This is a genomic window from Achromobacter sp. UBA5777 (assembly GCF_002418565.1).
In the GTDB taxonomy this organism is placed as follows: Bacteria; Pseudomonadota; Gammaproteobacteria; order Burkholderiales; family Burkholderiaceae_B; genus Achromobacter; species Achromobacter animicus.
This window is the reverse complement of sequence record NZ_DIEJ01000318.1, coordinates 1-11,659: the sequence shown is the minus strand read 5'-3', so window position 1 is coordinate 11,659 and position 11,659 is coordinate 1. Positions and strand designations below refer to the sequence as shown.

Below are 11,659 nucleotides of genomic sequence, written 5' to 3'. Positions count from 1 at the left end.
GCCGCGCTGGAAAGCGCGCTGGGCGGCTGGTGCGCCAAGCCCGATGCGGCCGGCGCCGGGCGCGTCGGCGATGCGTTCAAGACGCTGGCGCACGCTTGGTCGGGCGTCGAGATCCTGCGCTTCGGCCCGCTGGTGCAGGCCAACCGCTTCGAACGCCTGGCCTTCTGGCCCGACACGCGCGGAGTGATGCCCCGCCAGGTGCAGGCGCTGATCGCGGCCAAGGAGGACGCGCTGCTCAAGCCCGGCGCGCTGGCCGGCCGCAGCGTCGCGGTGCAGGGCCTGCCCGCTCTGGAATACGTGCTGTACGGCGAGCCCGACCTGCTCAAGCAGACCGGCGAGCCCAGCTTTGCGTATGCCTGCAGCTACGCCACGGCCGTATCCGCCAATGTCGCCACGATCTCGCGCGAGCTGGGCGAGGCCTGGGATGCCCAGGGCGAATTCGGGCGGCAGTTTGCCAAGCCCCAACCGGGCAATGACCTCTATCGCAGTTCGCAGGAAGTTGCCGCCGAAGCCATGAAGGCCCTGTCCACCGGCCTGCAGTTCGCGCGCGATGTGAAGATCGAGCCGGTGTTGGGCGATTCGCCGCAGGCCGCCCGTCCGAAGCGCGCGGCGTTCTGGCGCAGCGGCCTGTCGATGAGCCTGCTGGCGGCCAACCTGGACGCGCTGAAGGCGTTCTATGTGGCAGGCGGCTATCCCTTGCCCGCGGGCGAGGAATGGATGGATGCGTCGGTGCGCGGCGAATTGTCCAGCGCCGCCCAGACGCTGCGAGCGGTGCCTGCGCCGCTGGACCAGGCGCTGGCGGGCGAGGAAGGGCGCCGCCTGCTGGTCCTGGCGTCTCTGACGCTCAAGAACGCGAAGGCCATCGTTGACGAGAACCTGGCGCCTGCTCTGGGCGTCACCATCGGCTTTAACGCGCTCGATGGAGATTGACCGGCGCCGCTTCCTGGCGCTGGCCGCGGCGCTGGGCCTGTCGCCTTCTGCGGCGCGCGCCGCGCTGCCGGCTGATGGCGGGCCGCTGTACCTGACCGCGCGCAAGCGCGGCGGCCGCGATGAAGCCGTGGTGCTGGACGGGACGGGCCGCGATCGCCTCACGATCCCCATGCCTGCGCGCGGCCACAGCTTTGCGATCGACGCCACCGCGCAGCGCGCCGTGGTGTTCGGCCGCCAACCCGGCTTTTTTGCGCTGGGCTTTTCGCTGGTAGGCGGCGAGCCCGCCGCCTTGCCGCTGCCCGATGACCGGCATTTTTTCGGTCACGGCGCCTTCGTGCAAGGCGGCCGCCTGCTGGCCGCAACGGAAAACGACTTCGAGGGCGGGCGCGGCGTGCTGGGTCTGTACGACGCCACGCCCGGCGGCGGCTACCGGCGCGTGGGCGAGTTCGATTCCGGCGGCATCGGTCCGCACGAGGTCGTGTTGATGCCCGACGGCAAGACGCTGTGCGTGGCCAACGGCGGCATCCTGACACACCCTGACTACGGCAAGCTGGAACTGAACCTGGACACCATGCGGCCGTCGCTCGCGTATATCGACGCGGCCTCCGGGCAATTGCTGGAGAAGGTCGAACTTGCGCCGGCGCTGCATCGGCTGTCGATCCGGCACCTGGCCCTGGCGGCCGATGGCGCGGTGTGGTTCGGCTGCCAATACATGGGCCCGGCCGCGGATCGTCCGGCGCTGGTCGGCCGCCATCGCCGCGGCGCGGCGCTGGAACTGTTCGACGGCCCAGCCGAGACGCTGCGCAACATGCGCAACTACGTCGGCTCCGTCACGGTCGACGCCGCCGGTGGCATTGTGGCCACGTCCAGCCCGGTTGGCGGGCAGGTGATCTACTGGGACTCCGCCAGCGGCAAATGCCTGAGCGTCACCGCACTCGCCGACGGCTGCGGTGTCGCGCCTGACGCGCAAGAGGGCTTTCTGGTCAGTAGCGGATTGGGCGCGATGATCCGCGTTGACGCGCAAGGCAAGGAAAAGCCGGTCTTGCCGCCATCGCGTGACATGTCCTGGGACAACCATTTCCGCATCGTGCCGGCGTAACGCCGCTTTGCCTGCCGGCGCGGCAAGACCTATGCTGCATGTCTGACCGATTCGGGTGTCAGACACCGGAATCAGTCTTACGCCGTACGCCGCGGCGGCACGCGCTGCTCCGCTTTACAAAGCCTGACACTCCCGTCGGGCGCTGCGCCGCTTTGTGCCAGCCGCTTCTGATACATTCTGCCGTCGATTTTTTTCGCAGGAGGTTCCATGGATGAGGCCGTAAAAGAGTTCTATATCTGGGCCCCGAGGCTGATGGATATGGGCATCAATCTGCTCGTCGCCTTGCTCATTCTCGGTATTGGCTGGTGGGTGTCGTCGATGCTGGGCAACTGGGTTCGCCGGGCCGCCACGCGGTCGCCGAAGATCGATCCCACGATCGTGCCCATGTTCTCCACGACCGTGATGTGGGCGGTGCGCATCTTCACGGTGATCGCGGTGCTGGCGCGCTTTGGCGTGCAGACGGCCAGCTTGATCGCCGTGCTGGGCGCCGCGGGTCTTGCCGTCGGTCTGGCCTTGCAGGGCACGCTGCAGAACATTGCGGCCGGCATCATGCTGCTGATCCTGCGTCCGATCCGCGCCGGCGAGTACATCGCGCTCAGCTCCGGCGCGGACGGCACGGTCGAGGAAGTGGGCCTGTTTCTGACGCGCCTCGTGCAGGGTGACGGCATCCACATGACGCTGCCCAACAGCACGGTCTGGAACGCTACGATCACCAACTACAGCCGCAACAAGACGCGCCGCCTGGACATCCCGGTGCCGGTTCGCTATGGCGATGACCTGGATGCGGTGGTCGCCAAACTGCAACAGATCGTGGACGCGCGTCCCGATGCGTTGAAGGACCCGGCCCCGCAGGTGAAGGTGTTCGACTACAAGGAAAACGGCGTCACGGTGAACGTGCGCGTGTGGGCCGAGTCGGGCAAGTATTGGGAGCTGCGCTGGAGCCTGTACCAGGAGATCCGCCGCTCGCTCGAAGAGGCCGGTTTCCAGGCCCCGATCCCGCTGCGCGAGATCCAGAACCCCAAGACGGGCGCGGCCGCCTCCTGATTGCGGGCCTTGTTTTGTCAGCCATGAAAATCGGCGCCTCGTTGGAGGCGCCCATTTTTATTTGGCGGCGAGATGGCGTGAACCAGCAAGGCGTGAGGGCATGACCGCTTCTCGATCCTTCGGCCTCCCGGCTTAACGGCCTTGATGCGTGACGACGACTCAGCCGCGCCCCGGCACCTTGCCAATCAGGCCGGCATCGCAAGCCGCGCCAGCTCTGTCTTGATCCAGCCCGCGATCTCGCGCTGTCGCTGTGCGGGCATGCGGTCAATGATGGCGGTGACGCTGACGGCCAGCAGTGGCGCGCCCTGCGCGTCGAGCAGCGCGCAACCCACGCCCAGCGCGCCACGCACCGCGTGGTTGCCCACCACCGAGTAACCGCGCGCGCGCGTGTTTTCGATGAGCCGGAACATCTCCTGGGGCGTCATGCCGCCGTACTCGTCCAGCCTGCCGGAATTGCGTTCGACGATGCCGCGCGCGATGTCGTCGGGCAGGGCAGCCAGCAGCGCCATCCCGCCCGAACCCACGCCCAGCGGCTGGCGCTTGCCCGCATAGGTGGCAAGGATCTGCACGGGATAGCTGCCGATTTCGCGATGCAGGCTGATCGAATCATCTTCCTCGCGCACGACCAGGAACACGGCGTCGCCGGTGCGGTCGGCCAGGCGGCGCAGTACGGGAAGCAGTTGGCGCACCCGCGGATCGCGGGAACGCGTGTCCGGATCGACGGCAAGCTGGGCGCGGTACTTCTTGGTGCCCGCGACCGGCAGCACAAGGCCCGCGTCGAGCAGGGCGGCCAGCAGACGGTAGATGGTGGGCCGCTGTATGCCGGTCAACCGGGCGATATCGGTCACGCTCAGGCCGTCCGGACCCTGGTCGCGCAGGGCGGCCAGAACGGCGAGGCCGCGTCGCAGAGTACGTGGGCCGGCGGCCGCGGCATCGCTGTCTTGCATGCAGATCTCTGAAAACTAAGGGTTATCAACGTACGGACGAGGGAAAACCATCGTCCGTAGGGTGGACTCTACCTTGATGGCCAGCGCATGTATAGCGCAGAATGCGTTCATCCAATAATTCAAATCGTCCATCTAATGGACAGTACCTGCACGGAGACACTATGACTACAGGTCACAAGCCTGGCATGCGGCGTTTGGCCGCCACCCTTCTGGCCACCGCCGCAAGCGCATTTGCAATGGGTTCCGCCCACGCCGCCTATCCCGACAAGCCCGTCCGCATCGTGGTCGGTTTCTCGGCCGGCGGCACCACCGACGTGATCGCCCGCATCATGGCCAAGGAATTGACCGAGTCGCTCGGCCAATCCTTCGTGGTTGAAAACAAGCCGGGCGCCGGCAGCAACATCGCGACCGACCAGGTCCAGCGCGCCACGCCGGACGGCTACACGCTGCTGTTCGTCGCCGTGACCAGCGCGATCAACCAGACGCTGTACAAGAACGTTTCGTTCGACCTGACGAAGGACTTTGCCCCGGTCGCCCTGGGCGCCAAGGTCCCGAACATCCTGGTGGTCAATCCCCAGGTGCCCGTTAAGTCCGTGCAAGAGCTGGTCGACTACGCCAAGAAGAACCCGGGCAAGCTGGCTTTCGCCTCGTCCGGCAGCGGCACCTCCATCCATATGGCGGGTGAACTCTTCAAGATGAAGGCGGGCATCGACGTCCTGCACGTGCCGTACAAGGGCAGCGCCCCGGCCATGACCGACCTGATCGGCGGCCAGGTGCAGTTCATGTTCGACAACATGCCGTCGGCCTGGCCGCACGCCCAATCGGGCAAGCTGAAGGCGCTGGCCGTGACCACCGCCGACCGCTCCAAGAGCGCGCCGGATCTGCCGACCATGAAGGAATCGGGCTTCACGGACTTCGACGTGTCGTCGTGGTTTGGCCTGCTGGCCCCGGCCGGCACGCCGCCGGAAGTCATCAACAAGCTCAACGCCGCCATGCAGCAGGCGCTGGACAAGCCCTCGGTGCAGACCAGCTTTGAAAAGCTGGGCGCCGTGGGCGTGAAGACCACGCCGGCCGAATTCGGCCAATTCATCAAGTCGGAAGTCGAAGGCTGGGCACCCGTGATCAAGGCCTCGGGCGCCACGGTGGACTGATCGGCGTCTCTGCCGGTTACACGCCGGCAGTTGGCACAGTGAAAAGGGACGGTTATGACCGTCCCTTTTTTTTTGCGTTGCCCGCGCAGGGCGCACCCAGCCAGTGCTTCGGACCCGCTACTTCTTCTTGGCCGCGTTCAGCATCGCCGTGCAGACCCCGCGCATCATGTCGACCTCGTCGCGGGTCAGGGACAGGCGGGAGTACAGGTGGCGCATGCGCGGCATCAGTTTTTTGGGGTGGGCCGGGTCGAGGAACTGCACGCCGACCAGCGCTTCCTCCCAGTGCGCCAGAAACGCCTGGACCGCCTCGCTGGAAGCCGGCTCCGCGCCACGCGAAGGCTCCTGCGCAGTGGAACGCGGCAAGAGTTCGGCGCCCTGGTCCACCAGCAGCGCATAACGCAACTCCCAGGCGGCCAATTGCAGTGCCTGGGCGACGTTCAGCGAGCTGTACTCGGGATTGGCAGGGATGTGGCAGATGCGGTGGCATAGCGCGATCTGCGCGTTCGTCAGACCGGCGCGCTCAGTACCCAGCACAACGGCGGTCACGCCCTCGGCCGTGTCCGCCAGGTGGGCGCAGGCCAGGTCGGCTGCCTGCCGGATGTCGCAGGGCGGGGGACCCAGGTCGCGAACCCGCGCGGTCAGCGCGAATGCCAGCGTGACGGGCGCCAGGGCTTCTTCCAGCGACGGATAGATGCGGGCGTTCTCAAGCACGTCCAGCGCGCCGCTGGCCAGCGCCACGGCCTCCGGCTGGCTTGTTACATCCGGGAATTTGGGGTCCACCAGGACCAGTTCCGAGAAGCCCATCGTCTTGATCGCACGGGCCGCGGAACCGACGTTTCCGGGGTGGCTGGGGTTCACCATTACGAAGCGAACACGTGAAAATGCTTGAGTCATTTAAAATGGCACGTTTGGCTTCGTGCCTTCCTGGTTTTTTGAGTCGATTTCCCCGCGGGGGCGACGGCGTGCCGGGGGGCGGCAAGCGGCCTATCATCAAGCCAACTCATCGCATACGTACGGAATTTTATGCACCCGATGCTCAACATCGCCATCAAGGCGGCCCGGCGTGCCGGCACCATTATCAACCGTGCCAGCATGGATTTGGAACGACTCAGCGTGGCTCGCAAGGGGCCGCGCGATTATGTCACGGAAGTCGATCGGGCCGCCGAAGAGTCCATCGTCGAAACGCTGCGCGCGGCCTACCCGGACCACGCCGTCCTGGGCGAGGAGTTCGGTCTGCAGGGTCCCGACCAGGCGGAATTCCAGTGGATCATCGACCCGCTGGACGGCACCACGAACTTCATCCACGGCCTGCCCAACTACGCCGTGTCGATCGCGCTGACGCAGCGCGGCCAGGTCACGCAAGCGGTCATCTATGATCCCTCGCGCAACGAACTCTTCACCGCCAGCCGTGGCAGCGGCACGTTCCTGAACGACCGCCGCGTGCGCGTCTCGGGCCGCACCCGCTACCACGACGCGCTGCTGGGCGCGCATTGGCCCAACGCTGGCGATCCCGAACAGGGCTCGCAGCGGTTCCGCCAGATGGCCGAAGGCGCTACCGGCGTGCGCCGCCTGGGCTCGACCGTGCTGGATCTCGCCTACGTGGCCACCGGCCGCCTGGATGGGTTCTGCGGCGTGGGCCTGAAGCCCTGGGATGTGGCGGCGGGCAGCCTGATGGTGCTGGAAGCGGGCGGTCTGGTCGCTGACTTCGACGGCGAACAAGGCTGGATGGACAGCGGCAACGTCCTGGCTGCCAGCCCCAAGATCTTCACGCAGATGCTTTCGACGCTGAACCCGCCCTCGGCGGCCTGATCGGCGCAGCGGGCAGTAAAAACCGGCCGTGAAGGCCGGTTTTTCGTGGTCAATGCAAACCGGCCGTGAAGGCCGGTTTTTCATGGTCAAAGCAAACCGGCCCTGGCGGCCGGTTTTTTCATGCGGCGCGCGATCAGGCCACGCCGGTCTGCGCAACCAGTTGTCCATCTGGCAGCACCATCCACGCCTGCACGCCCAGGCTGCGCACCAGCGCCGCAGTGCGTTCCAACGGCATGTTCGAGAACGCCGTGGACAGGGCATCGGCAGCCGTGGCCGTGGATGCCATGACCGACACGCTGCGGTAGAGCGGCCTCGCCTGACCGGAGTGCGGGTCGAACAGGTGCGAATACCGTCCCGCGGCATCCAGCGGCGTGCCGTAGCCGCCGGAAGTGGCAAGCGCCTGGTTGCTGATCGGCACCTGCGTCAGGATCTGGTCCGGCGACATGGGGTCGGCCAGCCCAACGCGCCAGCCCGTTGCATTGGCCGTCGCATCCAGTCCGCGTATCTCGCCCATGTCGACCAGCGCGCGTTCCAGACCGGCGTTGCGAAACAGGTCCGTCACGCGGTCGGTGATGTAGCCCTGCGCGATGCCGTTAAGCGTCAGCGCCATGCCCGGCTGCAGGTCGATGCGCTGCGGGTCGATCTTGATGTCCTGGTACGACACGCATCGCAGCGCCCGGGCGATGTCGGCCTGAGCCGGACCATCCTGGGACGCGCCCGACCGCGCGAAATGATCTGCGTACACGCGCCACAGCGGCTGCACGGACGGATCAAAGAGGCCACCCGTCAGGTCCGCGTAGTGCCGGCTTTCGCTGAGCAGGCGGACGAGGTCCGAGGGAGGATCGACCAGAAACCCCTGGCGGTTCAGGATCGACAGCGCACTGTCGTCGCGGTACAGGCTGAACACCCCCTCGAGGCGACGCAGTTCCTGCAACGCCCGCTCGATGAGCTGTTCGGCGGCCTGGCGGTCGGGATGGTAGAGCCGCAGTTCCGCGTCCGCGCCCAGCGCCACGCCTTGCCACCGCGTCGGCGCGATGGCCGCATGCGCGCGGCGAAGGAAGCTGGGAGCGAGGGCCAGCGCGGAAGACGCGGCGATGATGCCGAGGAAGCGGCGGCGGGCGGGAGGGTGCATGGCGATATCAACTGATTAAGGCGCGATTTGGCGCGGGCACATGAGGCAGGTCCGAGGGCTTGGCGCTATTGGGCAAACACATAGTCCTCGGGTACGTCGGCAAAACGCACGACACGCCCGCCGTGGGTCTGGGCGAAGGCGAGCGCGCGCGTCTGATCCGAAAACGGCATGGCGTCTTCGGCGCCCATGCCGCCGATGAAATTGGAGTTGATGACGTAGAAGGCTTGCCGTGCGTCGACCCACGCTTTCAGATCCGCCGCGCCATCGGGACCGGCGGCCGCCATATCGTTGACGTAGATGGCGGCCAGGCCCTTGGGTTCTTCGGGCAGCAGCGTGTAGGCGAAGACCTGCTTGATGGATGAGAACCACACCGGCGCGGCCCGGCCCTTCACGAATATCTGGCCCTTCGGCCCGGCATGGTCCAGCAGCATCATGCCGCAGTAGTGGCCGACGGCGTCGGCGGAGACGGCCTGCGGCGCGGGTGGCGGTGCGGCGGGGGCGTCGCCGCCGCAAGCCGAGACCGCCAGCACGATGGCCGAGAAGGCCGCCTTTGCGGCCCAACGTTTCAGCGTCATAGCTGTTTCCTCCGGAAGCAGAAGGCGGCCAGCAGAAACGGCACCGCGATCCACAGCAATTGCGCCGCCACCAGCAGCGGCACGGGCATGTGGGCCTGATCGCTGACGCCGGCCATGCCCGCATACATGGAAATGTTCTCGAACCCTGTCAGATTCAGCAGGCGGTACACGTCGGACGGATTTGCCAGCAGCAGGGCATTGAGCATGCCCGGCGTGACGTGGCGACCCTGGTCCGCGGCCAGCACGCCCAGAAGGCCCATGTCGTAGATGACGACAAAGAACAGCCACACGCCCAGCGCGATGCCTGCCGCCGTGGCGCGTTCCCGCACCAGCGTGCTGATGAGGTAGCCCATTGCCAGAAAGCTGGCGCCCAGCAGGACGCTGGCCCCGATCAGCATGGCGAAGGGCCGCCAGGCGCCGGCGTCCATGCCCCCGTAGACCCATTGCAAAGCCAGCCCTGCCGACCCATACCCCGCACCGGTCGCGATGGCCAGGATGGCCAGGTGCCCGATGAACTTGCCCATGATGACCTGCCAGCGCGACACCGGATAACTGAGCAGCAGCGCCATGGTGCCGCGGTCGACCTCGCCGACGATGGCGTCATACGCGAGCAGCATCGCGATGAGCGGCACCAGGAAGATGGACAGGCTGGACAGGCTGACCACCGTGACGGTCAGCGGATCGACCTTGACCGCACCGGTGGGAGCGCTGCCCAAGAGGCCGAGCGCGAGCGCCAGTGCGGCCAGCAGGAGCGATGTGGCAAGGACCCAGCGATTGCGCAGGCCGTCGCGGATTTCCTTGCCGATGATTGTGCTTACGGCGTTCATGCGTCTTCCCGTTCAAGCAGATGGGCGTAGATGTCGTCCAGCCCTGGGACCTGGATGTCCAGGTCGCTGATGGGCGCCCCGATGGCGCCGATGCTACGGATGGCCTCGACCTTGTCCGATTCATGGCACAGGCGTTCATAGCGGTTGGCGTCGACCTGGCGCCAGGCCGAGGAGGGCGGGGCGGATGCGTTGTCCGGCCCGAGCGTGAAACTGATGCGGATGGGCAGCCCGGTGTCGCGGCGCAGGGCAGACATGCCGCCGTCGGCGATCTTCACGCCCGCCTTCATGACGACGATGCGGTCGGCGTGGCCGGCCAGTTCCGACAAGGCGTGCGTGCTGAGGAGTATGGTGGCGCCGCTTGCGCGCAGTTCGTGCACGATCTCGTAGAACTTGAGACGCGACGCCGGATCAAGGCCGGTGGTGGGCTCGTCGAACAGCAGGATGCGGGGCGCGCCCAGCAGCGCCTGTGCCAGCGCCAGCCGTTGGCGCATGCCTTTTGAATAACCGCCCACGCGGCGGTGCGCCGCGCCGGCGATCCCCACTTTCTCGAGCAGTTCCTCGTTGCGCGATACGGGTTGGCGTTTCAGGCGCGCGTAAAAGGCCAGGGTCTCGGCGCCCGTCATCGCCGGATGGAGCGCCACGGTTTCGGGCAGGTAGCCGATCCGGTCACGCAGGCGCGCGGCGGCCGGACTGTGCGCGTCCTGGCCGAAGAGCGTGACGCGCCCGTGTGTGGGTCGGATGAGTCCGAGTATCAGCTTGATGAGGGTGCTTTTGCCCGCGCCGTTGTGCCCGGCCAGCGCCACGCATTCGCCTTCGCGCAGGTCCAGGTCCAGGACGCTGATCGCCCTGTGGCCGCCATAGTGTTTGCTGACGCCCGCAAGCGTCACCAGTGGATTGCTCATGGATTGTCCTCGGCACGCTTCGCGCCGTTTTTTGCGTCGGGGTTGGCGGCGCTTTTTGCATCAGGCGTTGCACCGGGTTTTGCGTTGGCTATCGCACCGCCGTAATCGATCCGTTCCCGCACAGGCTTCATCAGCGGCTTGCTGTCGATCACGCCGCCCGGGAGGATTGCGGGGAACTGCGATTGCGCCCAGCGCACTACCGAGATGGCGGGGCTATTGAGCAGAATCCGCGCGGCGGGCGCGCGCCACAGCAACTGGTCCACCACGTCGTTCGGGCGGTAGGCCGTGTCGGCGATGCCGTCGCCGTCCAGGTCGAAGGCCGTGTTGTCGCTCCAGTAGTTGCCGCGGCCGTTGTCCGACCATTCCATCATCCGCGTGCCCACGTACTTGACCTGGTTGCGGTTGTTGATGAAGGCGTTGCCTGAGATCCGGTTGCCCTCGGAGCCGGCGGTAAAGTGGATGCCGATGTCGCAGTTGGAGAAGTGGTTGTCCGCAAAGCGGTTCTTGTTGGCGTTGTAGATGAATACGCATTTGCCCGAGCCATCGACGGTGTTGCCGGAGATGTCGGAGTTGTTGGCGTAGTTCATCATCAGCCCCTGCTCCACGTTGTTCACCGCCACGTTGCCGGTAACGACCAGGCGGTGCGAATACATGATCGCGTAGCCGATGTCGTTGCCGGTGGACACATTGCCGCTGATCTCGCTGTCGTTCGTGTACATGTAGTGCACGCCATAGCGCAGGTCATGGAAACGGTTGCCGGTGAACCGGTTCTGCTTGCTGGTGTTCACGAAGACGCCGTCGCGGCCGGCGGAGATGTCGTTGTCCACCACCGCGCTGCCCGGCGTGTTCCATAGCGACACCCCGTTGCCGCGCTCGGCCACGCGCAGTTCCTGGTTGCCGACGATGCGGTTGCCGCGCACCAGCGCGTCCTGCGGGCCCCATACATAAACGCCGAAAAGGTTGTCCAGGATGTCGTTGTGTTCGACCACGGCGCGGTGCGCGGTGCGGTCCAGAAAGATGCCCGCGTCCATGGCGGGCAGGTCCAGCCCGGAGCGCGTGACGGTCAGGTTGCGCAGCGACACGTCCACGGCCTTGACCCACAGCGTGCGTCCTTCGCGGGTGCCGGCAATGATGGCGGAGCGGTCCTGCGGTCCTTCGATGACGAGGGGTTTGTCGATGACGATGGCGCCGGGGTAGGTGCCGGGCGCCAGCCGCAGCGTGTCGCCGGGCTGCGCCGCGGCCA

The 11,659-nt window shown here is 66.5% G+C and carries 12 protein-coding genes; 5 read left to right on the top strand and 7 right to left on the bottom strand.

Annotated features, from left to right (window positions below; genetic code table 11):
- From B3446_RS27910 to B3446_RS27900, 3 genes are all read left to right on the top strand, one after another.
- Positions 1-930 (top strand): imelysin family protein (locus B3446_RS27910; protein WP_291387382.1); only part of this gene is annotated, 930 nt, incomplete at its 5' end.
- Positions 920-2,029 (top strand): DUF1513 domain-containing protein, encoded by a 1,110-nt coding sequence (locus B3446_RS27905; protein ID WP_291387381.1) that lies wholly within the window; start codon positions 920-922, stop codon positions 2,027-2,029. The genes B3446_RS27910 and B3446_RS27905, both read left to right, overlap by 11 nt.
- A 207-nt stretch (positions 2,030-2,236) precedes the next feature.
- A complete protein-coding gene (locus B3446_RS27900; RefSeq protein WP_291387380.1) occupies positions 2,237-3,073 on the top strand; it encodes a mechanosensitive ion channel family protein in 837 nt (278 codons plus the stop codon).
- A 185-nt stretch (positions 3,074-3,258) separates the two neighbouring features.
- Here the strand turns inward: B3446_RS27900 and B3446_RS27895 are convergent, their stop codons facing one another.
- Positions 3,259-4,020, bottom strand: coding sequence for an IclR family transcriptional regulator (locus B3446_RS27895; protein WP_105239793.1), 762 nt, complete (start codon positions 4,018-4,020; stop codon positions 3,259-3,261).
- A 161-nt stretch (positions 4,021-4,181) separates the two neighbouring features.
- On the opposite strand from B3446_RS27895, the gene B3446_RS27890 reads away from it, so the two are divergent.
- Positions 4,182-5,171 (top strand): Bug family tripartite tricarboxylate transporter substrate binding protein, encoded by a 990-nt coding sequence (locus B3446_RS27890; RefSeq protein ID WP_105239792.1) that lies wholly within the window; start codon positions 4,182-4,184, stop codon positions 5,169-5,171.
- Between the two features lie 117 nt (positions 5,172-5,288).
- On the opposite strand, the gene B3446_RS27885 is transcribed toward B3446_RS27890, so the two are convergent.
- Positions 5,289-6,065 (bottom strand): RNA methyltransferase, encoded by a 777-nt coding sequence (locus B3446_RS27885; protein ID WP_191579313.1) that lies wholly within the window; start codon positions 6,063-6,065, stop codon positions 5,289-5,291.
- Positions 6,066-6,194: 129 nt separating this feature from the next.
- Between B3446_RS27885 and B3446_RS27880 the strand changes: the two genes are divergently transcribed.
- Positions 6,195-6,980 carry an inositol monophosphatase family protein gene (locus tag B3446_RS27880; RefSeq protein WP_105239790.1) on the top strand — a complete coding sequence of 262 codons (786 nt, stop codon included), beginning with the start codon at positions 6,195-6,197 and terminating at the stop codon, positions 6,978-6,980.
- A 133-nt stretch (positions 6,981-7,113) separates the two neighbouring features.
- Here the strand turns inward: B3446_RS27880 and B3446_RS27875 are convergent, their stop codons facing one another.
- The 5 genes from B3446_RS27875 to B3446_RS27855 form a co-directional block, all read right to left on the bottom strand.
- Complete coding sequence (locus tag B3446_RS27875; RefSeq protein ID WP_291387379.1) at positions 7,114-8,112, bottom strand: FAD:protein FMN transferase; 999 nt, start codon at positions 8,110-8,112, stop codon at positions 7,114-7,116.
- A gap of 65 nt (positions 8,113-8,177) precedes the next feature.
- On the bottom strand, positions 8,178-8,687 hold the full coding sequence (locus B3446_RS27870) for a nitrous oxide reductase accessory protein NosL (RefSeq protein WP_291387378.1): 510 nt from the start codon (positions 8,685-8,687) through the stop codon (positions 8,178-8,180).
- On the bottom strand, positions 8,684-9,514 hold the full coding sequence (locus B3446_RS27865) for an ABC transporter permease (RefSeq protein ID WP_175124248.1): 831 nt from the start codon (positions 9,512-9,514) through the stop codon (positions 8,684-8,686). Before B3446_RS27865 ends, B3446_RS27870 begins: the two co-directional genes overlap by 4 nt.
- Complete coding sequence (locus B3446_RS27860; protein ID WP_291387377.1) at positions 9,511-10,416, bottom strand: ABC transporter ATP-binding protein; 906 nt, start codon at positions 10,414-10,416, stop codon at positions 9,511-9,513. Before B3446_RS27860 ends, B3446_RS27865 begins: the two co-directional genes overlap by 4 nt.
- A partial coding sequence (locus tag B3446_RS27855) for a nitrous oxide reductase family maturation protein NosD (RefSeq protein WP_291387376.1) occupies positions 10,413-11,659 on the bottom strand: 1,247 nt, incomplete at its 5' end. The genes B3446_RS27860 and B3446_RS27855, both read right to left, overlap by 4 nt.

Bases quoted from the DNA above. Each gene is read 5' to 3' on its own strand.
- B3446_RS27905 (WP_291387381.1), top strand. From the start codon at position 920: ATGGAGATTGACCGGCGCCGCTTCCTGGCGCTGGCCGCGGCGCTGGGC.
- B3446_RS27900 (WP_291387380.1), top strand. From the start codon at position 2,237: ATGGATGAGGCCGTAAAAGAGTTCTATATCTGGGCCCCGAGGCTGATG.
- B3446_RS27895 (WP_105239793.1), bottom strand. From the start codon at position 4,020: ATGCAAGACAGCGATGCCGCGGCCGCCGGCCCACGTACTCTGCGACGC.
- B3446_RS27890 (WP_105239792.1), top strand. From the start codon at position 4,182: ATGACTACAGGTCACAAGCCTGGCATGCGGCGTTTGGCCGCCACCCTT.
- B3446_RS27885 (WP_191579313.1), bottom strand. From the start codon at position 6,065: ATGACTCAAGCATTTTCACGTGTTCGCTTCGTAATGGTGAACCCCAGC.
- B3446_RS27880 (WP_105239790.1), top strand. From the start codon at position 6,195: ATGCACCCGATGCTCAACATCGCCATCAAGGCGGCCCGGCGTGCCGGC.
- B3446_RS27875 (WP_291387379.1), bottom strand. From the start codon at position 8,112: ATGCACCCTCCCGCCCGCCGCCGCTTCCTCGGCATCATCGCCGCGTCT.
- B3446_RS27870 (WP_291387378.1), bottom strand. From the start codon at position 8,687: ATGACGCTGAAACGTTGGGCCGCAAAGGCGGCCTTCTCGGCCATCGTG.
- B3446_RS27865 (WP_175124248.1), bottom strand. From the start codon at position 9,514: ATGAACGCCGTAAGCACAATCATCGGCAAGGAAATCCGCGACGGCCTG.
- B3446_RS27860 (WP_291387377.1), bottom strand. From the start codon at position 10,416: ATGAGCAATCCACTGGTGACGCTTGCGGGCGTCAGCAAACACTATGGC.